Annotated in this window: 23 protein-coding genes; 11 read left to right on the forward strand and 12 right to left on the reverse strand. The window is 72.8% G+C overall.

Annotated elements, in window-relative coordinates:
• Window position 1 precedes the first annotated feature (1 nt).
• Together ACIRPK_RS18800 and pdhA are read right to left on the reverse strand one after the other, a co-directional pair.
• A complete protein-coding gene (locus tag ACIRPK_RS18800) occupies window positions 2–991 on the reverse strand; it encodes an alpha-ketoacid dehydrogenase subunit beta (protein ID WP_403040052.1) in 990 nt (329 codons plus the stop codon).
• Window positions 988–2,127, reverse strand: a complete 1,140-nt coding sequence (gene pdhA / locus ACIRPK_RS18805; protein WP_403040055.1) for a pyruvate dehydrogenase (acetyl-transferring) E1 component subunit alpha — start codon at window positions 2,125–2,127, stop codon at window positions 988–990. The genes ACIRPK_RS18800 and pdhA overlap by 4 nt, the downstream gene beginning before the upstream one ends.
• A 188-nt stretch (window positions 2,128–2,315) precedes the next feature.
• Between pdhA and ACIRPK_RS18810 the strand changes: the two genes are divergently transcribed.
• The gene (locus ACIRPK_RS18810; protein WP_403040057.1) at window positions 2,316–2,810 is read left to right on the forward strand and encodes an Lrp/AsnC family transcriptional regulator; all 495 of its coding nucleotides are present in this window, start codon (window positions 2,316–2,318) and stop codon (window positions 2,808–2,810) included.
• A 189-nt stretch (window positions 2,811–2,999) separates the two neighbouring features.
• On the opposite strand, the gene ACIRPK_RS18815 is transcribed toward ACIRPK_RS18810, so the two are convergent.
• A complete protein-coding gene (locus ACIRPK_RS18815) occupies window positions 3,000–3,542 on the reverse strand; it encodes a DinB family protein (protein WP_403040060.1) in 543 nt (180 codons plus the stop codon).
• A gap of 25 nt (window positions 3,543–3,567) precedes the next feature.
• Window positions 3,568–4,149 (reverse strand): TetR/AcrR family transcriptional regulator, encoded by a 582-nt coding sequence (locus ACIRPK_RS18820; protein ID WP_403040063.1) that lies wholly within the window; start codon window positions 4,147–4,149, stop codon window positions 3,568–3,570.
• Window positions 4,150–4,271: 122 nt separating this feature from the next.
• Here ACIRPK_RS18820 and paaN point away from each other — a divergent pair, with 122 nt between their 5' ends.
• A complete protein-coding gene (gene paaN / locus ACIRPK_RS18825; RefSeq protein ID WP_403040065.1) occupies window positions 4,272–5,972 on the forward strand; it encodes a phenylacetic acid degradation protein PaaN in 1,701 nt (566 codons plus the stop codon).
• A gap of 192 nt (window positions 5,973–6,164) precedes the next feature.
• Here paaN and ACIRPK_RS18830 read toward each other — a convergent pair whose 3' ends face one another.
• A complete protein-coding gene (locus ACIRPK_RS18830) occupies window positions 6,165–7,391 on the reverse strand; it encodes a glycosyltransferase (protein ID WP_403040068.1) in 1,227 nt (408 codons plus the stop codon).
• Window positions 7,392–7,500: 109 nt separating this feature from the next.
• On the opposite strand from ACIRPK_RS18830, the gene ACIRPK_RS18835 reads away from it, so the two are divergent.
• Entirely contained in the window at window positions 7,501–8,973 is a 1,473-nt protein-coding gene (locus ACIRPK_RS18835) for an FAD-dependent monooxygenase (protein WP_403040071.1), read from the forward strand.
• Here the strand turns inward: ACIRPK_RS18835 and ACIRPK_RS18840 are convergent.
• Window positions 8,949–9,683 carry a TetR/AcrR family transcriptional regulator C-terminal domain-containing protein gene (locus tag ACIRPK_RS18840; RefSeq protein ID WP_403040074.1) on the reverse strand — a complete coding sequence of 245 codons (735 nt, stop codon included), beginning with the start codon at window positions 9,681–9,683 and terminating at the stop codon, window positions 8,949–8,951. The two genes, ACIRPK_RS18835 and ACIRPK_RS18840, sit on opposite strands and share 25 nt — an antisense overlap.
• Window positions 9,684–9,806: 123 nt before the next feature.
• On the opposite strand from ACIRPK_RS18840, the gene ACIRPK_RS18845 reads away from it, so the two are divergent.
• Complete coding sequence (locus ACIRPK_RS18845) at window positions 9,807–11,300, forward strand: MFS transporter (protein WP_403040077.1); 1,494 nt, start codon at window positions 9,807–9,809, stop codon at window positions 11,298–11,300.
• A gap of 51 nt (window positions 11,301–11,351) precedes the next feature.
• Here ACIRPK_RS18845 and ACIRPK_RS18850 read toward each other — a convergent pair whose 3' ends face one another.
• Window positions 11,352–11,897 (reverse strand): CGNR zinc finger domain-containing protein, encoded by a 546-nt coding sequence (locus ACIRPK_RS18850; protein ID WP_403040080.1) that lies wholly within the window; start codon window positions 11,895–11,897, stop codon window positions 11,352–11,354.
• A gap of 110 nt (window positions 11,898–12,007) precedes the next feature.
• Here ACIRPK_RS18850 and ACIRPK_RS18855 point away from each other — a divergent pair, with 110 nt between their 5' ends.
• Genes ACIRPK_RS18855 through ACIRPK_RS18865 form a run of 3 tightly spaced genes read left to right on the forward strand, consistent with a single transcriptional unit; the run spans window position 12,008 to window position 14,698 of the window.
• Window positions 12,008–12,445: a VOC family protein gene (locus ACIRPK_RS18855; protein WP_403040083.1), complete on the forward strand. Its 438-nt coding sequence runs from the start codon at window positions 12,008–12,010 to the stop codon at window positions 12,443–12,445.
• A 26-nt stretch (window positions 12,446–12,471) separates the two neighbouring features.
• Window positions 12,472–13,347, forward strand: coding sequence for a pyridoxamine 5'-phosphate oxidase family protein (locus ACIRPK_RS18860; protein WP_403040086.1), 876 nt, complete (start codon window positions 12,472–12,474; stop codon window positions 13,345–13,347).
• A 43-nt stretch (window positions 13,348–13,390) separates the two neighbouring features.
• Window positions 13,391–14,698, forward strand: coding sequence for a peptidoglycan-binding protein (locus ACIRPK_RS18865; RefSeq protein WP_403040089.1), 1,308 nt, complete (start codon window positions 13,391–13,393; stop codon window positions 14,696–14,698).
• A 144-nt stretch (window positions 14,699–14,842) separates the two neighbouring features.
• On the opposite strand, the gene ACIRPK_RS18870 is transcribed toward ACIRPK_RS18865, so the two are convergent.
• From ACIRPK_RS18870 to ACIRPK_RS18890, 5 genes are all read right to left on the reverse strand, one after another.
• Window positions 14,843–15,520, reverse strand: coding sequence for a TrmH family RNA methyltransferase (locus tag ACIRPK_RS18870; protein WP_403040092.1), 678 nt, complete (start codon window positions 15,518–15,520; stop codon window positions 14,843–14,845).
• Window positions 15,517–17,649 (reverse strand): FUSC family protein, encoded by a 2,133-nt coding sequence (locus tag ACIRPK_RS18875; RefSeq protein WP_403040095.1) that lies wholly within the window; start codon window positions 17,647–17,649, stop codon window positions 15,517–15,519. Before ACIRPK_RS18875 ends, ACIRPK_RS18870 begins: the two co-directional genes overlap by 4 nt.
• A gap of 10 nt (window positions 17,650–17,659) precedes the next feature.
• Window positions 17,660–18,859 (reverse strand): HTTM domain-containing protein, encoded by a 1,200-nt coding sequence (locus tag ACIRPK_RS18880; RefSeq protein WP_403040098.1) that lies wholly within the window; start codon window positions 18,857–18,859, stop codon window positions 17,660–17,662.
• Window positions 18,856–19,479: a DUF5819 family protein gene (locus ACIRPK_RS18885; RefSeq protein WP_403040101.1), complete on the reverse strand. Its 624-nt coding sequence runs from the start codon at window positions 19,477–19,479 to the stop codon at window positions 18,856–18,858. Before ACIRPK_RS18885 ends, ACIRPK_RS18880 begins: the two co-directional genes overlap by 4 nt.
• 62 nt (window positions 19,480–19,541) lie before the next feature.
• On the reverse strand, window positions 19,542–20,738 hold the full coding sequence (locus ACIRPK_RS18890) for a rhodanese-like domain-containing protein (RefSeq protein WP_403040104.1): 1,197 nt from the start codon (window positions 20,736–20,738) through the stop codon (window positions 19,542–19,544).
• Between the two features lie 466 nt (window positions 20,739–21,204).
• Here ACIRPK_RS18890 and ACIRPK_RS18895 point away from each other — a divergent pair, with 466 nt between their 5' ends.
• The 4 genes from ACIRPK_RS18895 (at window position 21,205) to ACIRPK_RS18910 (ending at window position 26,340) form a co-directional block, all read left to right on the forward strand.
• Complete coding sequence (locus ACIRPK_RS18895) at window positions 21,205–22,437, forward strand: IS110 family transposase (protein WP_403040107.1); 1,233 nt, start codon at window positions 21,205–21,207, stop codon at window positions 22,435–22,437.
• Window positions 22,438–22,503: 66 nt separating this feature from the next.
• Window positions 22,504–23,112, forward strand: a complete 609-nt coding sequence (locus ACIRPK_RS18900; protein ID WP_403040110.1) for an SMI1/KNR4 family protein — start codon at window positions 22,504–22,506, stop codon at window positions 23,110–23,112.
• 50 nt (window positions 23,113–23,162) lie between these two features.
• The gene (locus ACIRPK_RS18905; RefSeq protein ID WP_403040113.1) at window positions 23,163–23,471 is read left to right on the forward strand and encodes a hypothetical protein; all 309 of its coding nucleotides are present in this window, start codon (window positions 23,163–23,165) and stop codon (window positions 23,469–23,471) included.
• A gap of 202 nt (window positions 23,472–23,673) precedes the next feature.
• A complete protein-coding gene (locus tag ACIRPK_RS18910) occupies window positions 23,674–26,340 on the forward strand; it encodes a SpoIIE family protein phosphatase (protein WP_403040116.1) in 2,667 nt (888 codons plus the stop codon).
• Window positions 26,341–26,348 lie beyond the last annotated feature (8 nt).

Below are 26,348 nucleotides of genomic sequence, written 5' to 3' on the forward strand. Positions count from 1 at the left end.
GTCACTCCTCCCACTGCAGCCGGGCCACGGCGTCGAGAATCCGGTCCACCCCGGGCAGGTGGTGGTGCTCCAGCATCGGAGCGGGGTACGGGATGTCGAAGCCGGTCACCCGGAGCACCGGGGCGGCCAGGTGGTGGAAGCACTTCTCGGTCAGCCGGGCGGCGATCTCCGCGCCCGCGCCGCCGAAACCGGTCGACTCGTGCACCACGACCGCGCGGCCGAGCGAGCGGACCAGCTCGACGGCGGTCGCCTCGTCGAACGGCACCAGCGAGCGCAGGTCCAGCACCGCCAGGTCCCAGCCCTCGGCCTGCGCCGCCTCGGCCGCCTCCAGGCAGACCGGCAGCGAAGGACCGTAGGTGATCAGCACCGCCGACCGGCCCTGACGGCGCAGCACCGCGCGGCCGATCGGCTCCACCGGAGCGGTCGCGTCCAGCGCGTCCTTGCCCCAGTAGAGCCGCTTCGGCTCCAGGAAGACCACCGGGTCGTCGGAGGCGATCGAGGCCCGCAGCAGCCCGTACGCGTCGGCCACGGTGGCCGGGGTGACCACGTGCAGTCCGGGGGTGTGGGTGTAGTACGCCTCGGAGGAGTCGCTGTGGTGCTCGACCCCGCCGATGCCACCGCCGTACGGGATCCGGATGGTGATCGGCAGCGGCAGCTTCCCGGCCGTCCGGTTGCGCATCTTGGCGACGTGCGAGACGAGTTGCTCCATCGCCGGGTAGGCGAAGGCGTCGAACTGCATCTCCACCACCGGGCGCAGCCCGTACATCGCCATGCCGACGGCGGTACCGAGGATGCCGGCCTCGGCCAGCGGGGTGTCCAGGCAGCGCTGCGGGCCGAACTCGGCGGTCAGGCCGTCGGTGATCCGGAAGACCCCACCGAGCGCGCCGACGTCCTCGCCCAGCACGTGCACCGACTCGTCGGCGCGCATCGCGTCCCGGAGGGCGGAGTTGAGCGCCTGCGCCATGCTGCGGGTCTCGACCGGGGTGCTCATCGGGCCTGCTCCTCCGCGTCCAGCTCGGCGGTCAACTGGGCTGCCTGCTCGATCAGTTGCTGGGTGGGCTCGGCGTAGACGTGCGCGAAGAGCGACATCGGGTCCAGTGCGGGGTCGGTGTGGAACTCGGCGCGCATCCGGGCGGCCAGCGCCTCGGCCTCCTCGGTGGCCGAGGCGGCCAGCCGGTCGTCCAGCTGCCCGGCGGCCCGGAGGTGACGCTCCATCAGCAGGATCGGGTCGTGCTCGCGCCAGGCGGCGATCTCCTCGTCCTGCCGGTAGCGGGTCGCGTCGTCGGCGTTGGTGTGCGCCTCGATCCGGTAGGTCAGCGCCTCGACCAGGGTCGGACCGCCGCCGGACCTGGCCCGCTCGACCGCCTCGGTGAGCACCGCGTGCACGGCCACCGCGTCGTTCCCGTCCACCAGCCGACCCGGCATGCCGTACCCGACCGCCTTGTGGGCGAGCGTCGGAGCGGCGGACTGCCGGGTGAGCGGGACGGAGATCGCGTAGCCGTTGTTCTGCACCAGGAAGACCACCGGGGCGTTCAGCACGGCGGCGAAGTTCAGCGCCTCGTGGAAGTCGCCCTCGCTGGTGCCGCCGTCGCCGAGCAGGGCGAGCGCGACGGTGTCCTCGCCGCGCAGTTGGGCGGCGTACGCCAGGCCGACCGCGTGCGGGGCCTGGGTGGCCAGCGGGGTGCAGAGCGGTGCGGTGCGGGTCGCCTTCGGGTCGTACCCGGTGTGCGCGTTGCCGCGCAGCAGGGTCAGCGCCTCCAGCGGATCGACGCCCCGGGACACCACGGCCAGGGTGTCCCGGTAGCTCGGGAACAGCCAGTCGTCCTGACGGAGCGCCAGCGCGGCCGCCACCTGGCAGGCCTCCTGACCGGTGGACGCCGGGTAGACGGCGAGCCGGCCCTGCTTGGTCAGCGTGGTGGCCTGCTGGTTGTAGCGGCGGCCGACCACCAGCCGGCGGTAGAGCTCGGCGAGCAGCTCCGGATCCGCTTTCTCGGCGGCCGGGGTGCCGAGCACCCGGTACGGGGACTCGTCGGGGAGCAGCGGGGCGGGATCGGTCCGCGGGCCGGTGGCGTCGGGACGCCAGCCGGGCACGGGGGCGGCCAGGTGTCGATGATCGAGAACGGTCATCTCGGGCACCTCCAGAGGGTGGGGGAGGGTGCGACAGGGGCAGGTGATGCCGGTGGTGCACGAGGGGTGACATGGCTGGTCGCCGGAGCAGCTCCTCCCTACCGATTGTTCGGTTGTCTGTTCAATCTGGCCACAGCTGCGCCGGAGTGGTGGACAATCGGCCCGAGCGGCGGTCTATTGAAGACAGCATGTCCATTTCGGGAGGGTCGGGGGCCGTGTCCACTGAACAGACGTCCAGCCTGGATCGGGTCGACCGGTCGATCCTCCGGCTGCTCCAGCAGGACGGCCGGGCCTCGATCCGCTCGGTCGCCGAGCGCGTGCACGTCTCCCGGGCCAACGCCTACGCCCGGATCGCCCGGATGGTCGAGGACGGGATCATCCGGGGCTTCACCGCTCGGATAGACCACGAACGGGCCGGGCAGGGGGCCTCGGCGTACATCACCCTCAAGATCGTGCAGAACTCCTGGCGGACGGTCCGCGAGCAGCTGCTCGCCCTGCCCGGGGTGGCCCACATCGCCCTGGTCGGCGGCGAGTTCGACGTGCTGCTGCTGGTGCACACCGCGGACAACCACGCGCTGCGGGAGCTGGTGCTCGGCCAGATCCAGGGCATCCCGCAGGTGCTCAGCACCCAGACGCTGCTGGTCTTCGAGGAGACCGACCAGGTCCCGCCCCCTCCGGCCTAGGGGCTGCGCTTTTGGCAGGTGCTCGGGCAGCTACGGTCAGGGGCTCGGGGAACTGCGAGGAGATCTGGCGTTCGGGTCACTGCGAAAGTCCCTGACCATCTACGCGACGATCACCTTGCAAGGGCCGGCGTCGCAGTTCCCCGAGCCCCTGGCGCCGTAGGCGGCTGAGCAGTGACCCGAGCCCCTGGGTCAGTAGCCCGTGGTGCCGTCGAGGGTTTCGCGGAGCAGGTCCGCGTGGCCGTTGTGGCGGGCGTACTCCGCGAGCAGGTGGATCAGGATGCGGCGGAGCGAGATCGGCTCGCCGCTGGCGCGGTGGGTGCCGGTGGCGTCCAGGTCGGCGGTGGCGGCGACGATCGCGCGGGAGCGGTCGCACTCGGCGCGCCAGGCGGCCAGCGCCTCGGCGACGCTGCCGTCCAGCCGCTCGAAGTCCTGCTCCGGGTCGTCGTCGGAGTAGTGCAGCATCGGCACGTCCTCCCCCGCGAACTGCATCCGGAACCACCAGCGCTCCACCCCGGCCAGGTGCCGGAGCAGGCCGTGCAGGCTGAGCCCGGAGGGCGGCACCGGCCGCGAGGAGAGCTCGGCGTCGGACAGGCCGGCGCACTTGAGGGCGAGCGTCTCCCGGTGCCAGTCCAGGAAGGCGGTGAGCAGCTCGCGTTCGGTGCCGGTGAGCGGGAGCGGCTGCCGGTCGGCCTCGGACAGCGGCTGGGCGAAGTGCACGGGGATCTCGGTCATGGACCGAGTCTGGCAGCCGGCACTGTCAGGCCCGCAGACCGTCGAAGGCCAGGTGCACCACGGCCTCGGCCACCCCGTCGGCCTGCTTGCCGCCCGGGCGGTACCACTCCACGATCGAGTTGATCATGCCGAACAGCAGCCGGGTGGCCAGTCGCGGCTCGACGTCCGCCCGCAGCTCCCCCGCCTCGACGGCGGCCCGGAGCAGCTCGGCCACCTGGTGGTCGAAGTCCCGGCGGCGCTCCAGCGCCCACTGCTCGGTGGCGGTGTTGCCGCGGACCCGGAGCAGCAGCGTGACGTAGGGCAGTTCGGCCAGCAGCACCTCGGCGGTGCGGCGGACCACGTGCTCCAGCCGGTCCACCGAGCGGCCGGTCAGCGCCTCGGGCTCGGCCAGGATGCCGAACAGCGCGTCCAGCGCCCGGCCGACCGCCAGCCGGAGCAGCTCCTCCTTGCCCCGGACGTGGTGGTAGATCGAGGACTTGGAGATCCCGGCCGCCCGCGAGAGGTCCTCCATCGAGGTGCCGTCGTATCCGCGCTCGTTGAAGACCCCGACGGTGACGGCGAGCAGCGAGTCGACGGTGTAGGCGGTACGGGTGGAGTTCTCGGCCATGTGAACGAGTATGGCCGCCGCTTCCGGTCCGGGCGCCACCGGTCCCGGAAACTGCCCCATTGACCCGACCGATCGTTCGGTTACGCTGAGGGGTGACCAGTCCGCCCCAAAAGGAGCGCGTCATGACCGCAGCGGCCACCCACCCCGTCGTCGCCGAGCTGATCGAGCGTCACCAGCCCACTCTCACCCGCGCGGTGGAGGCCACCACGGCACGGGACTACTGGTCGCCGTACCCGGAGTTCCCGAAGGCGTACGGCGAGACCGGCCAGGCCGACGGCCAGGCCGCCTTCGACGCGGTGCTCGGCACCGTGTTCGCGCTGGCCGGGCAGCCCACCGACGGTGAGCTGGTCAGCGGCGAGTCCTCGCCGTACGGCATCGAGCTCGGCGTCAGCTACCCGCACGCCGACGTGGACGCGCTGATCGGCGCGCTCGAACTCGCCCGCCCCGGCTGGGCGGCGGCCGGCCCGACCGTCCGCGCGGCGGTCTGCCTGGAGATCCTGGCCCGGATCAACGCCCGCTCGCACGAGTTCGCGCACGCGGTGATGCACACCACCGGGCAGGCGTACGGGATGGCCTTCCAGGCCGGCGGCCCGCACGCGCAGGACCGCGGCCTGGAGGCGGTGGCGTACGCCTGGATCGAGCAGACCCGGCTGCCCGAGCAGGCGTCCTGGACCAAGCCCCAGGGCAAGCGGGACCCGCTCACCATGACCAAGGACTTCGTCCCGGTGCCGCGCGGCCTGGCCCTGCTGATCGGCTGCAACACCTTCCCGACCTGGAACGGCTACCCGGGCCTGTTCGCCTCGCTGGCCACCGGCAACCCGGTGCTGGTCAAGCCGCACCCCCGGGCCACCCTGCCGCTGGCGCTCACCGTGCGGGTCGCGCGCGAGGTGCTGACCGAGGCGGGCTTCGACCCCAACCTGGTCTGCCTGGCCGCCGAGCACGAGGGCTCCACCATCGCGCAGACGCTGGCCGTGCGGCCCGAGGTGAAGCTGATCGACTACACCGGCTCGACCCAGTTCGGCGACTGGCTGGAGACCAACGCCAAGCAGGCGCAGGTCTACACCGAGAAGGCCGGGGTCAACTCGGTCGTGATCGACTCCACCGACAACTACCGGGGCATGCTGGCCAACCTGGCCTTCTCGCTCTCGCTCTACAGCGGCCAGATGTGCACCACCCCGCAGAACCTGCTGATCCCCCGCACCGGTGTCCGCACCGACGAGGGCGGCAAGTCGTACGACGAGGTGGTGGCCGACCTGGCCGCCGCGATCGAGGGCCTGCTCGCGGACGACGCCCGGGCCTCGGCCATCCTCGGTGCCGTGGTCAACCCCGGGGTGCTCGGCCGCACCGTCCGGGCCGCCGGTGGCGAGTACGGCGAACTCGCGCTGGCCCCGCGGGTGGTGACCTCGCCGGAGTTCCCGGCGGCGACGGTGCGGACGCCCGCGCTGGTCAAGGTGGACGCGGACAAGCCGGACGACCGGGCGGCGTTCCTGGGCGAGTGCTTCGGTCCGGTCTCGTTCGTGGTGGCGGTCGAATCCGCCGCCGCCGCAGTGGAGTTGCTGGGGCGGACGGTCCGCGAGCAGGGGGCGATGACCGCGGCCGGGTACACGGTGGACGAGATGGTGGAGGCCGCGCTGGTGGCCACCTGCCTGGACGCCGGGGTCTCGCTCTCGCTCAACCTCACCGGCGGGGTGTACGCCAACCAGACGGCGGCCTTCTCCGACCTGCACGGCACCGGGGCGAACCCGGCGGCCAACGCGGCCTACTGTGACGGGGCGTTCGTGGCGAGCCGGTTCCGCACCGTCGAGGTGCGACGCCACAGCTGAGCCTTCGACAGGGCGGTCAGTTGCACTGTCCAGGGGCTCGGGGAACTGCGAGGAGATCTGGCGTGCGGGTCACAGGCGAAAGTGCCTGACCAGCTACGCACGCGTGACCTTTTCCGAGGTCGGCGTCGCAGTTCCCCGAGCCCCTGGCGCCGTAGGCGGTCGAGCACCTGCCAAGGCTGAGCCCCGGACCTCTCAACGCTGTTGGGTGCGTCGGGGGTTGAAGACCCAGACCCGCAGGAGCAGGAAGCGGATCAGGGTGGCCAGGGCGTTGGCGGCCACCAGGGTGGTCAGTTCGGCGGTGTGTGAGGCGTCCGAGGGAAGTAGGGCGATGGCTCCGCTGCTCAGGGCCAGGCCGATCAGGAAGGCGATGCCGCCCTCGATCTGGTGCTTGAGGGCGTCCCGGGCGCCGGTCACGCCGAAGGTGAAGCGGCGGTTGGCGGCGGTGTTGGCCACGGCGGTGACGGCCAGGGCGAAGGCGTTCGCCCAGAAGGCGGGCACCAGGTGACGGGTGGTCAGGAAGAGCACCGTGAAGGCCAGCGTGCTCAGGGTGCCGACCACGGCGAAGCTGGCGAGCTGCCGGCCGAGGCCGGGTGGGAGCCGGGCCTGCTGCACCCGGGTCGGCAGGTGGTCCACCCGGCCGGCGCCGGTGAGGGTGCGGCGGGCCACCCGGGTCATGCCCTTGAGGTCGTCCAGGACGGTGCGGACGATGTCGACCCGGCTGTCCGGGTCGTCCACCCAGTCCACCGGGACTTCGTGGATCCGCAGGCCGGTGCGTTCGGCCAGCAGCAGCAGTTCGGTGTCGAAGAACCAGGCGTTGTCCTCGACCGAGCCGAGGAGTCGCTGCACCACCTCGGTCCTGGCCGCCTTGAACCCGCACTGCGCGTCCGAGAACTTGGCCGCCATGGTGGCCCGCAGCAGCACGTTGTACCCGCGCGAGATGAACTCCCGCTTCGGGCCCCGGACCACCGCCGAACCCCGGTGCAGGCGGCTGCCGATGGCCAGGTCGCTGTGGCCGGAGAGCAGCGGGGCGACCAACGGCAGGAACGCCTCCAGGCCGGTGGAGAGGTCGACGTCCATGTACGCCACCACGTCGGCGTCGCTGTCGCCCCAGACCTGGCGCAGCGCCCGGCCCCGACCCTTGAGGTCCAGGTGGACCGCCTCGACCTGGGGGATCTCGGCGGCCAGCGCGGTGGCCACCGCCCAGGTGCCGTCGGCACTCGCGTTGTCCGCGATGGTGATCCGGTACGGATAGGGGAAGGTCTCCGCCAGGTAGGCGTGCAGCCGGCGGACGCACCGCTCGACCGTGTGCTCCTCGTTGTGGACCGGGACGACCACCTCGACGAGTTTCGTCCTGGTCGGACGTTCGTCGGCAGGGGGCGGGCCGACCGCGGTCGTGCCCCGGGGTGCGAGCTCTGTCATGCCAGTGAGATTCACAGCGTCTGATGGGGCCGCGATGATGGAAGGCTGAGAGGGAGCTTAGAAGGCTCAGGTGCTGAGCCGAACGCTGGTCCGATCAACGGGAGATGGCATGTCCGACAATCAGCTGGCCTCCGATGTGGTGATCGTCGGCGCGGGCCCGACCGGGCTCCTGCTGGCCGGTGACCTGGCCGTCGCGGGGCTGCGGGTGACCATGCTGGAGAAGCGCGGTGCCGAGTCCAACCTGACCCGGGCCTTCGCCGTGCACGCCCGCACGCTGGAACAGCTGGACGCCCGGGGGCTGGCCGACGACCTGATCGCCGCCGGGACGCCGCTGGCCGAGCTGCGGCTGTTCGGGAACCTCAAGGTGGAGCTGGGCAAGCTGCCCAGCCGGTTCCCGTTCGTGCTGATCACTCCCCAGTACAACGTCGAACGACTGCTCCAGGAACGGGCCGTGAAGGCCGGTGCGGTGCTGGTCCGGGGCGCGGAGGTGACCGGGCTGCGGCAGGACGCCCGGGGCGTCGAGCTGGAGACCCGGAGCGGCGAGACCTACCGGGCCGGCTACGCGGTCGGCACCGACGGTGTCCGCAGCGCGGTGCGCGACCTGCTGGGGCTGCCGTACCCCGGGGAGTCGGTGGTGAGTTCGGTGCTGCTGGCCGACGTCCGGCTGGAGCACCCGCCCACCGACACCCTGGCGGTCGCCGCCGGGGAGAACGGCTTCGCCTTCCTGGTGCCGTTCGGCGACGGCTGGTACCGGGTGATCGCCTGGGACCGGACCCGCCAACTCCCGGACGGCGCACCGGTGGAGCTCGGCGAGATCAGCCGGATCGCCCGGGACGCCTTCGGGGTCGACCACGGCATGCACGACGCCCGCTGGGTGTCCCGGTTCCACAGCGACGAGCGCCAGGTGCCCAACTACCGCTCCGGACGGGTCTTCCTGGCCGGGGACGCCGCGCACTGCCACTCCCCGGCGGGCGGGCAGGGCATGAACACCGGGCTGCAGGACGCCGCCAACCTGAGCTGGAAGCTGGTCGGCGCGGTCCGGGGCTGGGCCCCCGACGCCCTGTTGGACACCTACCAGACGGAGCGTCACCCGGTCGGCCGGGCGGCCGTCCGCAGCTCCGGCGCCCTGGTCCGGCTGGCGCTGGCCAACTCGGTGCCGACCCGGCTGCTGCGCTCCACGCTGGTCTCGGCGGCCGGCCTGCTGGGCCCGCTGAGCGAGCTGGGCGCCCGGCAGGTCTCCGGGGTGGCCGTCCAGTACCCCGCCCCGAAGGAGGCGCACCACCTGGTCGGCCGCCGGATCCCCGACCTGCGGCTCGCCGTGGACGAGCCCGGGGCGCCGACCCGGCTGTACGAGGCACTCCGGGCCGGAAAGGCCGTGCTGGTCTCCAACGACGACCAGCAGCCGCTGCTGGAGCCGTGGCAGGACCGGGTGGTGGCCGCTGCCCCGGCCTCCCCGCACGGCAAGCTCCGCGACACCGTGCTGCTGGTCCGCCCCGACGGCCACGCGGCCTGGGCCGGGGTCGACCCGAGCCGGGCCGAGATCCGCCGCGCCCTCGGTCAGCTGCTCGGGCCGGAGGTCTGAGGGAGCCTCAGCGCCAGCCCGTCCAGGACCACTTCGAGCCCGTAGGCGAACTTCGTCTCGCGGATCTCGACCGGGTCGGGAGCCGTGGCCGGGTCGTACGTGGCGCCCAGGTGCTCGTGGCCGGCCGCGGCCTCCTGGGCGGCCGGCATCAGCCGGGCGATGAAGGCGCCCTCGGTCTCACCCGAGCGGGCGACCGTGGTGAGCCAGGCCGCCTCGGTGGTGCTCATGCCGATGACGTAGCAGAGCACGGTGTCGATCGCCCGGGGCGGCTCGGGGAAGCCGATCGCGGTGAACAGCGCGGCCAGCCGCTCGGAGAAGGCCATCAGGTTGGGGCCGAGGTAGGCGAGCCCGGCCTCCCCGAGGACCGAGGACAGCCAGGGGTGGCGCAGCGCCGTCGCGCGGAACGAACCGGCCGCCGCGGTGACGTCGGCCCGCCAGTCCGTCCCGCCCGCAGGCGGGACGGTGATCTCGGCGACCACCTCGTCCACCGCCAGCTCCATCAGCTCGTCCTTGGTGGCCACGTGCCGGTAGAGCGAGGTCGCGCCCGCGTTCAGCCGGGCGCCCAGCTTGCGCATGCTCAGGGCGTCGATGCCGTCCGCGTCGAGCATCGCGATCGCCTCCCGGACGATCGCCGCCTGGCTGAGCCCGGGCTGTTCGGCCGGGCGCCGCCGGGTCCACACGGACGGGGCGGGGTTCGTCTTGGCTGCCATCTCACTCCTCGCTGCGTACGGCGTTCGCATCCAGCGTACACATCGAAGGATTGCGCACACTGTACGCAGCTGCGTACAGTGTTCTCACCGAAGGAACAGTGTGCGCAGCCGAAAGGGCCGACCATGGAAACCCGCAACCCCCACCGTTGGTGGATCCTGATCGTGCTGTGCCTCAGCACGCTGGTCCTGGTGATCGACAGCATGGCGCTGACCGTGGCGGTGCCCTCGATGACCGCCGATCTGGGCGCCGGCGCCCAGGACATCCAGTGGATCCTGGACTCCTACATCCTGGTCTTCGCCGGGCTGCTGCTCACCTCCGGCAGCCTGGGCGACCGGTTCGGCCGCCGGAAGGTGATGATCGTCGGCCTGCTGCTGTTCGGCCTGGCCTCGCTGGCCGCGGCCTTCTGCGACAACCCCGGCGAGGTGATCGCGGCCCGGATCACGATGGGTGTCGGCGGTGCGCTGATCATGCCCTCGACGCTGTCGATCCTGATCACCGTCTTCGACGAGGACGAGCGCGGCAAGGCGATGGCGGCCTGGGGTTCGGTCTCGATGCTCGGCCTGGTCGGCAGCCCGGTGCTCGGTGGCGTGCTGATCGACCACTTCTCCTGGCACTCGATCTTCTTCCTGAACGTGCCGGTCGTCGCCCTGGCCCTGCTGGCCGGCCTGCTCCTGATGCCGGAGTCCAAGGGCCCCTGGCAGAAGCCCGACCCGCTGGGTGCCGTGCTCTCCGCCGTCGGCATGACCGCGCTGATCTGGTGGATCATCGAGATCCCGCAGCACGGCGCCTTCGCGGGCCGCTCGCTGGTCACCCTGGTGATCGCGGTGCTCGCCCTCGGCGGGTTCGTGCTCTGGGAGAACGTCAGCTCGGCGCCGATGGTCCCGCTGGTCCTGTTCAAGCACCGCAACTTCAGCGGCGGCTCGCTCTCGCTGACGCTCGTTCAGGTCGGCAACGGCGGCCTGCTGCTGGTGCTCACCCAGTACCTGCAGTTCGTGCTGGGCTACTCCCCGATCAAGGCCGGCCTGGCGTTCGTCCCGCTGGCCGTCGCCGCGCTGATCGGCAACGGGGCCGGCGCCGGGCTCGCCGCGAAGATCGGCAACCGCCTGCTGATCCTGGTCGGCATGCTGGTGATGGCCGCCTCCTTCGCCCTGCTGGCAACCGTCACCGCGGGCACCGGCTTCGCCGTCCCGGCCGTCGCCCTCGGCCTGCTCGGCCTCGGTGCGGGCCTGGCCATGCCGGCCGCGGTCGGCGCGCTGATGGACACCATCCCGCAGGAGAAGGCGGGCGTCGGCTCGGCCCTGAACGACACCATCCAGCAGGCCGGCACCGCGCTCGGCATCGCGATCCTCGGCTCGCTGCTGACCAGCGGGTACGCCGCCGCGATGCCCGCCGACGCCCCTGCGGTGGCCAAGCAGTCGATCGCCGGCGCCCTGGCCGTCGCCCAGGGCGACACCCGCCTGGTCGAGGCGGCCCGGGCCGCCTTCACCGACTCGATGTCGACCACCTTCACCATCGGCGCGATCGGCGTCCTGGCGGCGGCCCTGCTGGCCGCCCTGGTGATGCGCGACCGCAAGCCCGCCGGCGCCCCCGCCCCGGAGGCCGAGCTCGCGGCCTGACCCTGACCACGGAGGGCCCGGACTCCTGCGGGGGTCCGGGCCTTCCGGCGTCTAGCGGGCGGTCTTCTCGTAGTGGCGGGCCGCCTTGGCGCGGTTGCCGCAGACGGCCATCGAGCACCAGCGGCGGCGGCCGTTCTGCGAGGTGTCGAAGAAGTGCAGGATGCAGTTCTCGTGCGCGCAGCGCTTGATGCGGTGGGCGCCCTGCCGGAGCAGGGACAGGTAGTCGTCGGCGGCGAGCCAGGCCGCCAGCCACCCTGGCGAGTCGACCTCGACCGTCTCGACGGGGCCGGCGGCGGTGAGGGTGCGCCGGAGCCGGCCGTGGGCCAGCACGTCGTTCAGGGCGCCCGGATCGGGGGTGCGCTGCTCCTCGGCCGCGCGGACCAGGTCCGCCAGCGCGTCGCGGGCGGCCGTCGTGGCGGCCAGACCGGCGTCGTCCGCGGGGCAGCGCTCGGCCAGGCCGGCCGAGGAGAGCCAGATCCGGTAGCCGTCCTGCCTGGTCAGCAGGTCCTGGACGGTCCCGCCGTTCCACCGCGTGTTGAGCAGGTCGAGCGAGAGCGGCTCGCCGATCAAGGGGCGCGGGTCACGGGGGTCAGCCATGGCGCCGAGTCTACTTCTAACCGGTTCTCCTCGCAGTAGTGGTTGACGGCCTGAATCTCTAACCCTTACAGTCGTTAACAACGGTTAGAGATTTCACCAGAGGAGCTGCCATGCAGACTGGCCACGTCGGGCTCAATGTCACCGATGTCACCCGTTCCGTCGCCTTCTACCGGGAGGCCTTCGGCCTGGACCTGGCCGGCGAGGGGACCGGGGCGGACCGTCGCTTCGCCTTCCTGGCCCTGGACGGCAAACTGCTGCTGACGCTCTGGGAGCAGAGCAAGGCCGGCTTCGACACCGGCACCGCCGGCCTGCACCACCTCTCCTTCCAGGTCGACTCGCTGGACGAGGTGCGGGCCGCCGAGGAGCGGCTGCGCGCGCTGGGCGCCGAGTTCGCGTACGACGGCGTGGTCCCGCACGGCGAGGGCGCCGGGTCCGGTGGGATCTTCTTCGCCGACCCCGACGGCATCCGGCTGGAGATCTACGCCCCGGCCGGTCTCGAAGGCACGCCCGCCCCGGTCGCGGCCGCGCCGACCTGCGGATTCTTCTAGGCCGGCGGAGCGGGAGGCGGAGCACGATGACGATCGAGACCTTCCACCAGGGCGAACGGGCGGTGCAGGCCCGGGCCGGGGTGCAGGAGCGCGCGGACCACGTCGGCCGGGGGATCGGCGCGGTCGTCCCGGCCGTGGCCGCCCGGTTCCTGAGTGAGCGTCGGACCCTGGTGGTCGGTGCCGCCGACCAGGACGGACGGGTCTGGGCGAGCATGCTCAGCGGGCCCGCCGGCTTCCTGGCGGCGGACGGGAGCACCCTCGCGGTGGCCGCCCACCCCGTACCCGGCGACCCGCTGGCGGCCGTGCTGGCGGCACCGGCCGAGGTCGGCACCATCGCCCTGGACCCGGCCGGCCGGCGGCGGATGCGGCTGAACGGCCGCTCGGTCCCGGACGGCCGGGGCGGGCTGGTGATCACCGCCGAGCAGGTGTACGCCAACTGCCCGAAGTACATCCAGCGGCGGCACCCGCTGGACGCCCCGGCCACCCCGGAACTGCTCGGCTCGGGCACCCGGCTGAGCACCCGCCAGCAGCTCGCGGCGACCACCAGCGACACCTTCTTCGTCGCCACCGCGGACGCGGACGGCCGGGTGGACGCCTCGCACCGGGGCGGGCACCCGGGCTTCCTCGCAGTGCACGGCCCCGAGCTGCTGAGCTGGCCGGACTACCCGGGCAACAACATGTTCATGACCCTGGGCAACCTGGAGCTGAACCCCGCCGCCGGGCTGCTGCTGCCCGACTGGGAGACCGGCGGCGCCCTGCTGGTCTCCGGCCGGGCCGAGCCGGACGCCGAGCGCACGGTGTGGTTCACCGTCGAGCGGGTGGTCGAGCTGGCCCACGCCGCCCCGTTGAGCTGGACCGAGCCGGAGTACTCCCCCGCCAATCCGCCGATTTCGTGGAGATAAATCCTATTTGTGACCTTTCCTTCTGATACAGCGGCAGCTCACGGTGGAACAGATCTCCTCCAGCACACCCGAGGAGAGGCAGGGTCAGACCGTGCTGATCGAGTTCACCGAGATAGAGCCGGACCGGAGTTGCGCCTGCGCGGGCTGCTCGGCCCGGCGGCTGGCCCGGATGCACGGGGCCGGTCCGGCCGACGGCGGCCACCGTTCGGCGCACGGCGCCCGCCGAGTCGCCGTCCTGTTCGCCGCCGTCGGCACCGTGCTGGGCGGCGGTGCGGCCGCCGGGGCCACCGGCACCGCGCCGGCCCCCCGGCCCAGCGGCAGCACCACCGGCTCCACCCCGCAGGGCGAGGTCAGCCCGCTGTTCGGGCGGCAGGCCGAGCAGGCACCCCGGCTGCGTTCGGTCGGCACCACCACCCGCACCCAGATCCTGGCCCGGGCCCAGCGCTGGGTGGACCAGCAGGTCCCGTACAGCATGAGCAGCTACTGGTCCGACGGCTACCGGCAGGACTGCTCCGGCTTCGTCTCGATGGCCTGGGGCCTGGGCAGCAGTCAGACCACCTGGACCCTGCCGGACTTCGCCACCCGGATCGGCCGCAGCGAGCTCCAGCCCGGCGACGCGCTGATCTACAACAACCCGGCCAACCCCGGTGCGGGCTCGCACACCGTCATCTTCGGCGGCTGGACCAACGCGGCGCAGACCCAGTACACGGCGTACGAGCAGACCCGGCCGGGCACCCGGAAGCGGGCCACCCCGTACGCCTACTGGAGCAACTCCGCCTCCTACGTCGCCTACCGCTACCGGGGGCTGGACGGTCCCCGGGCGGACGACTTCCCCGGGGCGGACAAGTTCGGGCCCGGCCAGTCCAACCGCTACGTGCAGCAGCTCGGCGAGATGCTGGTCACGCGCGGGGCCGGCCGGTTCTACGGCGAGGGCCCCGACCCCACCTGGGGCGAGCCGGACCGGCGGGCGACCGAGGCGTTCCAGCTGGCCCAGGGCTGGCGCGGGTCCGAGGCGGACGGCCTGCCGGGCAAGGACACCTGGGACTACCTGGTGAACGGCAAGGGTCGGGACATCCCCGCCGCAGCGCCGCCACCACCGCCCGCCGGTGGGGTGCCGCCGTATCCCGGGGCCGACGCGTTCGGCCCGGGGCGGTCGAACGAGTCGATCAGTCTGCTGGGCCGGCAGCTGGTGCAGAAGGGCTTCGGCCGGCACTACACCGAAGGGCCGGGACCGTCCTGGTCCGAGAGCGACCGGCTCAACGTCGCCGACTTCCAGACCGCCCAGGGCTGGACCGGAAGCGAGGCGGACGGCCTGCCGGGCCCGCACACCTGGCGGCTCCTGTTCGGCTGAGCTCCGGCAGCTACGGTCCAGGGGCTCGGGGAACTGCGAGGAGGTCTGGCGATCGGGTCACTGCGAACGTGCCCGACCAGCCACGCGACGATCACCTTGCCAGGGCCGGCGTCGCAGTTCCCCGAGCCCCTGGTGGCCGGCGCCTCAGGCCGGCGCAGCGTGCGTCCGGATCCAGCTGTGCATCGCGATCGCGGCGGCCGCGCCCGCGTTGATGGAGCGGGTGGAGCCGTACTGGGCGATGGAGCAGACGGCGGTGGCGTGGGCCCAGGCTTCCTCGGTGAGGCCCGGGCCCTCCTGGCCGAAGAGCAGGATGCAGCGGGCCGGCAGCGGGAAGGTCTCGATCGGGACGGCGCCGGGGAGGTTGTCGATGCCGATGATCGGGAGGTCGTGGGCGGCGGCGAAGGCGGCCAGGGTGGCGACCGAGTCGTGGTGCCGGACGTGCTGGTAGCGGTCGGTGACCATGGCGCCGCGCCGGTTCCAGCGGCGCCGGCCGACGATGTGCACCTCGGCGGTGAGGAAGGCGTTGGCGGTCCGGACGACGGAGCCGATGTTGAAGTCGTGCTGCCAGTTCTCCACCGCGACGTGGAAGCCGTGCCGCCGGGTGTCCAGGTCGGCGACGATCGCCTCCCGGGTCCAGTAGCGGTACCGGTCGGTGACGTTGCGTCGGTCGCCGTGGGCGAGCAGCTCCGGGTCGTACTGCGGGCCGGCCGGCCAGGGTTCGGGGTGCGGTCCGACCCCGATCTCGCGGTCGTCGTCGCCGGAGGGGGCGAAGGCGTCGTCGTACTGTTCGCCCGCGTGCGGGGTACCGATGCTGCTGCTCACGCCCCCGAGGGTACGGGGCGCTTGGCGCGGGTGGCCTTCTCGAGGTCGGTCAGGGCGGAGAGCAGCAGCCGGGAGCCGGCCCGGGCCACCTCGACCCGGTCGGTGGCGGGCAGGCCGGCGAGCTGCTCGTCCCACTGCCGGTGGGCGGCCCGCAGGCCGCCGAGGTCGACCGGGTCGCCGACCAGCAGGGCGGCGGCGGCGATCGCGGTGGCGTCCCTGAGCTCCTCGGCGAACTCGGTGGCGCCGGGCACCGGGTCGGCGTCCTCGGGCGGCAGGTGAGCCTCCATCAGGACGGCGCTGCGGCCGAGCAGTCCGATCGCGGCGCGGGCCCGGTCGATCTGTTTGCGGGACAGCTCGGGCAGGTGCGAGTCGTGCCGGACCGGCTCGGCGTCGGCCCGTTCGATCGCCTGGAGCAGCTCGGAGCGGGCCTCCCTGGAGTCCAGCAGGGCGGTCCGGACGGTCCGGTGCTCCGAGCCCGCCGGGTCGCCGAAGACCGTCAGCACCGAGCCGGCGTAGCGGCCGGCGGCGGCCAGCCACTCCGCCAGCCGTTCGGCCAGCCGGGCGGTCTGCCAGGTGGGGAAGAGGGCGTAGGCGAGCAGCGCGATGGAGCCGCCGAGCAGGGTCAGGGTGATCCGTTCGGCGGCGGTCTGCAGCGGGTTGCCCGGTTGCAGGCCGAGCAGGAAGACCACGTAGCTGGAGACGCAGGCGGTCATCACCGCGTAGCCGGTACGGAGCGTCAGATAGGCGCCGCCCATGAAGGCCACGGCCAGCGCGGCGGACAGCCACTGGCCGGGGTGGAACAGTTGGACCACGGCGGTGCTGACCGCGACGCCGACCACGGTGCCGACCAGCCGGGCCACGCCCCGGCTGTAGGTCTGGGCGAAGTCGGGGCGCATCACCATGGCGGCGGTGAGCGGGGCCCAGTAGCCGTGGTGCAGGTGGAGCAGTTTGGCGGCCAGGTAGGCGGCGGTGACCACGCAGGACAGCCGGACGGCGTGCTGGAAGACCGCCGAGCGCGGTTGGAGCTGGCGGCGGACGGCCAGCGCGGCGACCGGGAGCAGCCGGAACAGCGAGGGCCGGTGCAGTCCGGGCCCGATCACCGGGCTGCTGACGGTGTCCTGGTCGTGCTTGTCCAGGGTGTCGACGGCCTTGCGGAGCAGGCTGGTCAGCCGGCGGGCGGAGCGGCGGGCGGCGCCGGTGAGCACGCTGCGGCCGTCCTCGGCGTCCCGGCTCTCCCGGCCGACCATGGTGAGCGCGGGGGTGGACTTGGGCAGCCGGAGCGGGTCGCCGGAGCGGATCGCCCGGGCCAGCGCGTCCATCGCCTCGGCGGCGGCGGCCAGCACCTCCCGGGCCCGGTCCCGTGCGGGGCCTTCGGCGGGGGCGCCGACCTTGGGGTCGGCGAGTGCGGCCAGGGTCGGGCGGACGCGTTCGGCGATGCCGCGCAGTCCCTTGAGCTCGCCCGGGCGGTGCCTGGCCTGCCAGGGGGTCAGCGCGGCGGCCTGCCTGGCCAGGATGAACGGGGCCGGGTCGACGTGGGCGACCGGGTCCTGCCGCAGCCTGCGGGCGTAGTCGGCGAGTTCGGCGTAGGTGTCGGCGAGGGCGTCCCGCTGGGCCCGCCAGCTCTCGATCGGCCAGAGCGTGACCACCAGTGCCTGGGTGCCGCCGCCGAGCGCGCAGAGCAGTCCGTGCCCGAGTGCGGTGGGCACGCTGACGGGCAGTTGGACCACCACCAGCATCACCGAGACCGTGGTGCTGGCGACCACGCCGCCGCTCGGGCCGATCGACCAGGCCAGCCCGGCGGCGAAGGCCCAGACCGCGAGCAGCACCGGGAAGGCGCCGGGGATGCCGACCGCGAGGTAGCCGCAGAAGGTGCTGACGCCCAGTCCGATCCCCGCCGCGACGGCCAGCGAGGCGCGCGGCCGGAAGCTGCGCTGGAAGGTGGCGGTGCCCGCGATGAAGGCGCCCATCGCGGCGGAGGTGGCCGGTCCAGGACCGGCCAGCGCCAGGGTGGGGAACACCACCAGCGCGGCGGCGACCGCCCCGCGCAGCGCGCGTTTGGGGTTGGAGAGCGACCGGTCCACCTTCAACCCGGCGCGCACGCTGTCACGCAGGGCCGCAAACCAGGACATACGGCACAGCTTAGACGCTGCGCGCCCCCGGACCCCGGACCCGGCGCTCGACCCACAGCAGGGCGGCGGTCGGCAGGAAGACCGCGTCGGCCGCGACCATCGCCAGCGAGAAGAACGGCAGGCCGAGCAGGACCGCGATCGCCAGGTGCTCGGTGATCATCATGGCCAGCAGGACGTTCTTCAGCCGCCGGTTGAACAGCGTGAACGGGAAGGCGACCTGGATGATCACCGTGCCGTAGCTGAACAGGAAGACCACCAGCAGGCTGGAGCCGACCAGCCCGGAGAGCCAGGGCCAGGGCGTGAAGTAGTCCAGGTGCAGCGGGTAGTGCAGCGCGGTGCCGTCCTGCCAGCGCGAGCCCTGCACCTTGTACCAGCCGGCCGTGGCGTAGATCAGCACCACCTGGACCGCGATCACCAGCATCGCGCAGTTGTGCAGCATGGTGGCCAGCGCGTCCAGCACCGCGCGCGGCTCGCCGTCCGGGCGCCACCGGTTGACGGACCACCAGAGCGCGGCCACCAGCCAGAGCAGCCAGGGCCAGGACGGCGGCCCGGCCGCCAGCGCGGCGCCGAGCAGCAGCCAGAGCCAGACCGCGCCGCCGTCCCGGCCGCGCCGGGCGTCCAGCGACCAGACCCGGGCGCACCGGGTGAGCACCAGGTAGACCGCCATCAGGTGGATCACGTTGTCGCCGCCGTCGCCGACCAAGACGTTCCGGTTCTGCAGCGAGAGCACGGTGACCAGGAAGACCGCTCCGCTGGCCCTGGTCCGCCAGCCGAGCGTGAAGAGCACGGCGGCCAGGATCGCCAGGTGGTAGACCAGCTCGAACCAGAACCGCCCCTGGAACCAGGGCAGCACGGTGAAGGCGTGGTTCTCCGCCAGCAACCGGTCGGCCAGCTCCGCCGACCAGGGCGAGCGGTCGCCGTACAGCACCCGGCGGTTGGGCCACTCCCGGATCAGGTAGGCCGCCCAGGCCAGCCCGAAGCCGATCCGGGCCACCGCCGCCTGGTACGGGGCGAGCGGGCGGCCGGTGAAGGTGGCGAAGGCGGTGTGCAGCCGGTCCGAACGGCGGGCCCGGAGGGCGAGCCGCTGCGGGGAGCGCTGCCGGGGGACGGCGTCGAGGAGCTGACGTTCCGTCTGCTCCGGGGGGCTCTGCTCCGGGGCGTCCTGCGGCGGGGTGTCGTGCGGCGGGATGTCCTGCTGCGGGGTGCTCACCACAGCCCCCGCAGGTCGGCCTCGCCCACCGGCCACCAGGGCAGCTCGCGGTACTTCGGCGCGGTGTCCACCTGCTCCCGGCTCCACGCGGGCGGGGCCAGCTCGGCCGTCCCGACCCGCAGTTGGACCTGGAACAGCCGCAGGCCCGGCTCGGCCGGCCCGAGCCGCTGGAGCGCCGTCCGCTTCAGGTACTGCTCGGCCAGCACCGCCCGGGAACCGGTGCCCTGCTGCTCGGTGTGGGTGGAGTCGTAGAAGTCCCAGGCCCGGCGCAGCAGGTTCTGGTCCACGTGACTGGGGGCCGGGTTGCCGCGGACCGCCGCGATGTCACCCGCCGTCAGCCCGGCCCACTCCCGGGTGGTGACGGTGCCGTCGACGGCGATGGTCTGCACCCGGGCGTCCACCGTCACGTTCTGCTGGAGCGGGTTGGGCGCGAACAGCCGCCAGTTCTGCTCGAACTCCGGATAGACCACCGCGTCCAGCTCGGCCCGGTACTCCTGGGAGAGCGCGTTGGACGGCGCCGAGTGCAGGAACAGCGCGGCGAGGAACAGGGCGGTGCCGCCGAGCAGCACCGCCCCGGTGGCACAGAGCACCACCAGCGCCGGGGTGGACCAGGTACGCACGGCCGGATCTCCCCTCGGGCTGCGGTGTGCCCGGTCATCCTGCCTTACGGGGGCGGGCGCTACTAGAGAACGAAGGCGTCCCGGCCGTCGCTGCTCACCATCGGGCGGCCGGCCGCCTCCCAGGCGAACATCCCGCCGTCCACGTTGACCGCCTCGCGGCCCTGCGCGACCAGGTACTGCACCACCTGGGCGGACCGGCCGCCGACCCGGCAGAGCACGTACAGCTTCTCGTCCGGCAGCTCCTCGATCCGGGCGATCACCTCGCCGATCGGGATGTGCAGGGCGCCGTCGACGTGCCCGGCGTCCCACTCGTCCTGCTCGCGGACGTCGAGCAGCGGGGCTTCGGCGGGCACCGAGGCGGCGTCGGTGGTGGGGAGCTGCTGGGCGAACATCGTCTGGGTCTCCTGTGTCCGTTGGTGGTCAACGCCATTGTCGCCCGGCCCGGCCAGCAACCGCTCCAACTCGGCCTGCTTGGCCGCGGCCTGGCCGAGCAGCTGGTCGGCCAGCTCCTCCAGCAGGCGGTCGGGCTCCTGCGGGGCCAGCCGGAGCAGCTCGCCCATCGGGGTGTTCTCCAGCCGGACCTGCTCGGTGGCCAGCCGGCCGATCTTGCCGGTCAGCCACTCCAGCCGCTGGTTCAGCCAGTCCAGCCGGTCCGGCGCCTCGGGGGCGGGGGCGGCCTCCGGCGCGGTGGACCACTCCTCGGTCAGCTCGGCCAGCGCCTTGGCGTCCCCGTGCGCGTACGCCTCGTTGACCCGGGCGATGAAGGCCACCCGGCGCTCCTGCTCGGCCGGGTCGGTGGTGAGGTCCGGGTGCGCCCGGCGGGCCAGCTCGCGGTAGAGCCGCTGCGCCTCCTTGCCGGGGCGGACCCGGCGGGGCGGCTCGGGCTCGGTGGCCGGCTCGGTCGGCAGACTGTCGAACAGCGCGTCCAGGTCCGGGAGTTCGTCCACCCGCTGCCTGGCCTCGGCCGCCCGGCGGAGGTCCTCGGACGCACCCGTCCGGGCCGCCACGGTCTCCGCGACCAGCGCGTCCAGCTCGTCCAGCCGCGCGTACAGCGGGCCGAGCAGCTGGTGGTGGATCAGCGCGAAGTTGTCGATCTCGACCCGCAGGGTCTCGACGTCCACCTCCAGGGTCAGCCAGGCCAGCTCGGCCGCCGCCACCCGCTCCTCGAGCTGCCACCGCTCCTGATCCGCCCACTGGACGGGGCTGCTGCTCTCCGCGCTCACCTGCTGTGCCTCCGTCCGGGGGATACGGCCTGTCACCCTAATTCCTTATTAGCGGTCCGTGGAATCGAAGTGGTTTTCGGTCGGACCGTTCAGGTGCTGGGGCGGTGACGCCTGTTGTCACCCGGGCCGTGGAAGCCTACCGGTAGAGCGGCGGGCGGCCCCGGCACCCAGTCTGGCGGCCCGGGGCACCAAGCGGATGCATTCTCCTGACCTGGTGCTAGATGCCTTTGTGTAGATCTGCGGTGCTAGGTGTTCCGGGCCATCGGCGGGCGGTGTCGATCGTTCGCTGGTGATGTTGGCGGTGCGAGCCCGTTCCACGGTGACCTCTCGAAAGGCCCGAGCCTTGAGCCCTGGCATAGACCGGGGCCCGTGGAGCGAGCTGGTGCCACGCAACAACTAGTGCGATGTCGGCCCCGTTCGGAGGCCTGGAATTAGGGAGCTGAGTGGCCCCACACGTGCTCGCGGATCAGTGCCCGAGCATGCCCTGGACAGGGAGAACAGCATGATCTACTGCGGGATCGACTGGGCCGAACGGACCCACGACGTCGCCCTCGTCGACGACAGCGGCCAACTGCTGGCCAAGCGCCACATCACCGACGACGCGACCGGCTACCAGCTCCTGCTCGACCTCCTCGCCGAACACGGCGATACCGCCGCCGACCCGATCCCGGTCGCCATCGAGACCGGCCGCGGCCTCCTGGTCGCCATCCTGCGCGCCGGGGGACGTAAGGTGTTCGCGATCAACCCGATGGCCGCCGCCCGCTACCGCGACCGCACCGGCGTCTCCCGCAAGAAGTCAGACCCCGGAGACGCCCTGGTCCTGGCTAACATCCTGCGCACCGACATGCCGATGCACCGACCCATGCCCGCCGACACCGACCTCGCCCGGGCCATCGCGGTCCTGGCCCGGGCCCAGCAGGACGCGACGTGGAACCGGCAGCAGATCTCCAACCAGCTCCGTTCCCTGCTCCGCGAGTACTACCCCGCAGCCCTCGACGCCTTCGCGCCCTGGCAGAACGGCCTCTGCCGGCCCGAGGCCCGCGAACTCCTACGTCTGGCGCCCACCCCGGTCCGCGCCGCGCGCCTGACCCGCAGCCAGATCGCCGCCGCCCTCAAACGGGCCGGCCGCAGCCGCAAACTCGACACCGAGACCGACCGCCTGCGCGAGGTCTTCCGCGGCACGTACGCCCACCAGCCCCAGCTGGTCGAGGACGCTCTCGGCAAGCAGATGCTCGCCCTCCTGCACCAGCTCGACGCCACCTGCCAGGCCTCAGACGAACTCGCCCAGGCCGTCGAGGAACTCTTCCCCCAGCACCCGGACGCGGAGATCCTGCTGTCCTTCCCAGGTCTGGGCATCCAGCTCGCCGCCCGCGTCCTGGCCGAGGTCGGTGACGGCCACACCCGCTTCGCCGACGCCCGCGGCCTCAAGGCCTACGCCGGAGCAGCCCCGGTCACCCGCGCCTCCGGCAAGAAGAGCCACATCGGCCGGCGCATGGTCAAGAACGACCGCCTCAACCACGTCGGCTACCTCTGGGCGTTCTCCGCCCTCACCGCCTCACCCGGAGCCGGCGCCCACTACCGAGCCCGCCGCGAACACGGAGACTGGCACGCCGCCGCCCAACGCCACCTCTTCAACCGCCTGCTCGGACAACTCCACCACTGCCTCCAGCACCACGAACCCTTCGACGAGAACACCGCCTTCCCCGCCCCGGCCCTCACCGCAGTCGCGGCCTGAAGAGTTGCTTCACTGCGAGTGGTACAGCTTCGGTCGTTGACACCCCGTTGAGGCAGACTGCCCGCCATGACACCGGCTGATCACGACATCCCGAACTCCTGGAGCCGCATCGGCACCTGGCTCACCGCCCACACCCATGGCAGCCCGGCGAGACCCGCGCCGGATTCCGCGCGCCTTGACGCGTTCGAGGCGGACCTCGGCCTGCCCCTGCCCGCCGAACTGCGGGCCTGGTGGCTGCTGCCCGACGTCAGCACGGACTACTGGATTCCGGAGGCGTTCGCCCCAGTCTCGCTGGACGAGGCCCTGGAGACCCACGAGATCTGGCTGCTGGTCGCCGAGCAGGAAAGCGACTCGTTCGACGAGAACGGCCAGCCCGAGACGCGCTACCTGCGTGAGTTCATGCCGATCGCGCTGAGCCCCGGCGGCGACGGACTGATCGTCGACCTGCGACCCGGTGACACCCACGGCGCGGTACTCCTCTGGGACCACGAGACCTGGGTCCTGGACGTCCCCCAGTGGGCCTCGGTCACCTCGATGCTCCAGGACATAGCCCACGCGCTGGGGACCGGGACGCCCGCGCTACTGAGCCACGCAGCCCTGGGCGGATGGCAGCAATCCTGCGTGGCCACTGTCGACGGCGCGCTCGATCTCACCTGGCAACCCACCACCACGTGACCGAACAGAGCACCTTGTCCCAGCCAGCCGCAGCGGTCGATCATTCGCGGATGAGACCAGAAGTGCAGGCGTTCGTGGCCGACGGCCCTCTCCCCGATTGGGACGCCGAGGGCGAGGAGATCGACCGGCGATACGACCAGATCGAAGCCATCGCCAAGCCCGTCACCGGCGAGGAGGCCCAGGCGCTGGTCAGCTGCTTCGGCCCCGACGACTGCTACGGCGTCGCCTGGGCCCTGCTCCACCTCATCGAAACCGGCCCGAACCCGGTCCTGACCATCGAACCCGCTCCCGACGCCAACGAGTGGCACCACACCCTCTGGGCCCGCATCGTCAACAGCGGACTGGCCCCCTCAGCTTGACGCGCTAACCCCGTGCGATGTCTACCGGGGCGCCGCCGGGCGAACCGGTGGTACGAGGGGGCGCACGGAGGGTGACACGCAACTGATACTTACGAATCTCCCCGTTTCGCTTTCAGTGCCGCCCTCGGCCGTGCTTCGCTGGAGGGTGCAGCGGGACCGGATCAGACAGGAAGCGGCGGCCAGGCGGGAGCAGACCCAAGTCATGGTGGACCAGCCAGATTCCCCACCGCCGGCCGACCAGCCGGCCGTCGTCACCCTGGTGAGACTGGCCGTGGTGCTGATCGATCCGGACGGTCGGATCACGTACTGGAGCAGGGCCGCCGAGGAGTTGTTCGGTCACCGGGCCGAGGTGGCCTTCGGGCGGACGGCCTCCGGGCTGCTGCCCGCCGTCGAGCCCCGGTCGGAGGGCCCCGGGAGGGCGGCCGGCCCCGGCCGTCGCTGCGACGCGCTGGACACCCTGGACGACCTGACCCAGACCGGCGGCGCCCCGTGGGCCGGAGCGATGGCCGTGGTGGACCGCGAGGAGCGGCTGCGCGACGTGTTCTGGTGGGCCTACCCGCTGACCGAGCCGACCGGGCGCGGGCTGCTCGCGCTGGCCGCCGACGCCCGCCCGCTGCGGGCCGGCGGCCCCCGGATCGCGCTCGGCAGCCGGCAGTTCCCGTACGTCCCCTCCCCCGGCCCGGTCGGCGGCCTGCACCGGCTCCGCCCCGACCTCACCCCGGCCGGGCAGGGCGACACCGGGCCGCTGGCCGCGCTGCTGCCCACCTGCTCCGAGGACCGCCGGCGCCGCCTGCTCGGCCAGCTCGGGGCGGCCGGCCTGCCGGCCCTCTGGGTGGACGCCACCACCCGGCTCCCGGTGCAGCCGTACGAGCCGACCGGCACCGCCAGGGCCGCTGCCACCGGACCGGGCCGCCGGTACCCGACCGCGCAGCAGCGCGCCGCCCAGCCCCGGGCCGGCCGACGCCCGTCCGAGCCGCAGCGCCCCGCCCCCGACGGCTCGCTCCAGCTGCTGGCCAACGGCGCCGGATCGGTCCCCGCCCCGCGTGACCCGAGCTCCATGTCGTCCGTCGGACCCACCCCGGGAGGCCCCGCCATCGAGTCAGCAGCCGACCGTTCCAGGAGCAACGGCCACGGCGGGCGGGCCCACCCGCCCGTCCCGTCCCGTCCGACCGCCGCCTCGCCCGACGTCGAGCTGCTGACCAGCAGCCCGGCCGGGGAGCAGCTCGCGCTGCTCAGCGAGGTCGGCAACCGGGTCGGCACCACGCTGGACCTCGACACCACCGCGCGCGAGCTGTGCGAGGTGCTGGTCCCGAGCATCGCCGACTTCGCCTGCGTCGACCTGCGGGACGGCCTGATCTCCGACTCGGTGCTGCCGATCAACCGGCCCTCCGACAGCACCATGCTGCGCCGGGTGGCCAGGTCCTTCAACGCCACCGTGGGCCAGTGGGAGCACGTGCTGGAGGAGGGCGCGCTGCTGGCGATGCCCCGCTCCACCCCGCCGGGCCTGGCCCTGCAGGAGAACCAGCCGGTGCTGGTCCCGGTGGTCAACCCGGACGTGGCGGTGGACTACGCGGCCTCGCTCGGCAGCCCGGAGCTGGTGCCGGTGGTGACCGGCCGGTCGATGCTGGTGCTGCCGCTCTCGGCCCGGGGCACCGTGCTCGGCATCCTCAAGCTGCTCCGGCTGCCCGACCGGGCCCCGTTCGACCACGCCGACGCGGCCACCCTGCGCGAGCTGGCGGCCCGGGCCGCGCTCTCGCTGGACAACGCCCGGCTGCACCGGATGGAGGCGAAGACCGCCACCATCCTGCAGCGCTCGATGATCCCGACCCGCCCGCCGAAGATCCCCGGCGTGCAGATCGCCCACCGCTACCTGCCGGGCGACCAGAAGGCCGAGGTGGGCGGCGACTGGTTCGACGCGATCCAGCTGCCCGGCAGCCGGGTCGCCCTGGTGGTCGGCGACGTGATGGGCCACGGCCTGCTCTCGGCGGCCGCGATGGGCCGGTTCCGCACCGCGATGCAGACCCTGGCCGCGCTCGACCTGCCGCCGGGCCAGCTGCTGCGGCACCTGGACAACCTGGCCCACAAGCTCGGCGACGACCACCTGGCCACCTGCCTGTACGTGGTCTACGACCCGATCAACCGGACCTGCGAGCTGGCCAGCGCCGGGCACGTGCCCCCGGTGCTGGTGCACCCGGACGGCACCGGTGAGCTGCTGGAGATCCCGTCCGGCGCGCCGATCGGGGTCGGCGGGGTGCCGTTCGTCTCGAAGAAGATCGACGTCTCGGACGGCTCGATGCTGGTGCTCTGCACCGACGGTCTGGTGGAGGTCAGGGGCGGCGACATAGGAGCCGGCCTGGCCGCCCTCTGCGGCAACCTGATCGACCCGAAGCAGAGCCCCGAGGAGGCCTGCGACGTGGTGCTGGAGCGCCTGCACTCGGAGGACCGGCAGGACGACATCGCCCTGCTGGTGGCCCGCTTCGACGGGGTCGCCCCGACCGAGGTGGCCACCTGGGAGCTGGCGGTGGACGAGACCGAGGTCCGCCGGGCCAGGCAGCTGGTCCGCGAGCAGCTGGCCGCCTGGCAGCTCACCGCGCTCACCGACACCGTCGAGCTGCTGGTCAGCGAGCTGGTGACGAACGCCGTCCGGGTGGCCAGGGACCACGTCCAGCTCCAGCTGATCCGGGTGGACAAGCTGCTGGTCGAGGTCAGCGACGACAACCACAACCTGCCGTCGCTGGAGCCGTCCGAGGAGCTGGACGAGAACGGCCGGGGCCTCAACCTGGTGAGCAAGCTGGCCGAGAAGTGGGGCACCGCCCGGAAGGCGGTCGGCAAGGTGGTCTGGTTCGAGCTGGCGCTGCCGAGAAGCTGAACCGGGGC

The sequence above is a fragment of the Kitasatospora sp. NPDC101801 genome (assembly GCF_044766665.1).
In the GTDB taxonomy this organism is placed as follows: domain Bacteria; phylum Actinomycetota; class Actinomycetes; order Streptomycetales; family Streptomycetaceae; genus Kitasatospora.

What these genes read in the sequence shown, in the direction of transcription:
- ACIRPK_RS18800 (WP_403040052.1), bottom strand. Translation starts at nt 991, where the DNA reads ATGAGCACCCCGGTCGAGACCCGCAGCATGGCGCAGGCGCTCAACTCC.
- pdhA (WP_403040055.1), bottom strand. Translation starts at nt 2,127, where the DNA reads ATGACCGTTCTCGATCATCGACACCTGGCCGCCCCCGTGCCCGGCTGG.
- ACIRPK_RS18810 (WP_403040057.1), top strand. Translation starts at nt 2,316, where the DNA reads ATGTCCATTTCGGGAGGGTCGGGGGCCGTGTCCACTGAACAGACGTCC.
- ACIRPK_RS18815 (WP_403040060.1), bottom strand. Translation starts at nt 3,542, where the DNA reads ATGACCGAGATCCCCGTGCACTTCGCCCAGCCGCTGTCCGAGGCCGAC.
- ACIRPK_RS18820 (WP_403040063.1), bottom strand. Translation starts at nt 4,149, where the DNA reads ATGGCCGAGAACTCCACCCGTACCGCCTACACCGTCGACTCGCTGCTC.
- paaN (WP_403040065.1), top strand. Translation starts at nt 4,272, where the DNA reads ATGACCGCAGCGGCCACCCACCCCGTCGTCGCCGAGCTGATCGAGCGT.
- ACIRPK_RS18830 (WP_403040068.1), bottom strand. Translation starts at nt 7,391, where the DNA reads ATGACAGAGCTCGCACCCCGGGGCACGACCGCGGTCGGCCCGCCCCCT.
- ACIRPK_RS18835 (WP_403040071.1), top strand. Translation starts at nt 7,501, where the DNA reads ATGTCCGACAATCAGCTGGCCTCCGATGTGGTGATCGTCGGCGCGGGC.
- ACIRPK_RS18840 (WP_403040074.1), bottom strand. Translation starts at nt 9,683, where the DNA reads ATGGCAGCCAAGACGAACCCCGCCCCGTCCGTGTGGACCCGGCGGCGC.
- ACIRPK_RS18845 (WP_403040077.1), top strand. Translation starts at nt 9,807, where the DNA reads ATGGAAACCCGCAACCCCCACCGTTGGTGGATCCTGATCGTGCTGTGC.
- ACIRPK_RS18850 (WP_403040080.1), bottom strand. Translation starts at nt 11,897, where the DNA reads ATGGCTGACCCCCGTGACCCGCGCCCCTTGATCGGCGAGCCGCTCTCG.
- ACIRPK_RS18855 (WP_403040083.1), top strand. Translation starts at nt 12,008, where the DNA reads ATGCAGACTGGCCACGTCGGGCTCAATGTCACCGATGTCACCCGTTCC.
- ACIRPK_RS18860 (WP_403040086.1), top strand. Translation starts at nt 12,472, where the DNA reads ATGACGATCGAGACCTTCCACCAGGGCGAACGGGCGGTGCAGGCCCGG.
- ACIRPK_RS18875 (WP_403040095.1), bottom strand. Translation starts at nt 17,649, where the DNA reads ATGTCCTGGTTTGCGGCCCTGCGTGACAGCGTGCGCGCCGGGTTGAAG.
- ACIRPK_RS18895 (WP_403040107.1), top strand. Translation starts at nt 21,205, where the DNA reads ATGATCTACTGCGGGATCGACTGGGCCGAACGGACCCACGACGTCGCC.
- ACIRPK_RS18900 (WP_403040110.1), top strand. Translation starts at nt 22,504, where the DNA reads ATGACACCGGCTGATCACGACATCCCGAACTCCTGGAGCCGCATCGGC.
- ACIRPK_RS18905 (WP_403040113.1), top strand. Translation starts at nt 23,163, where the DNA reads ATGAGACCAGAAGTGCAGGCGTTCGTGGCCGACGGCCCTCTCCCCGAT.
- ACIRPK_RS18910 (WP_403040116.1), top strand. Translation starts at nt 23,674, where the DNA reads ATGGTGGACCAGCCAGATTCCCCACCGCCGGCCGACCAGCCGGCCGTC.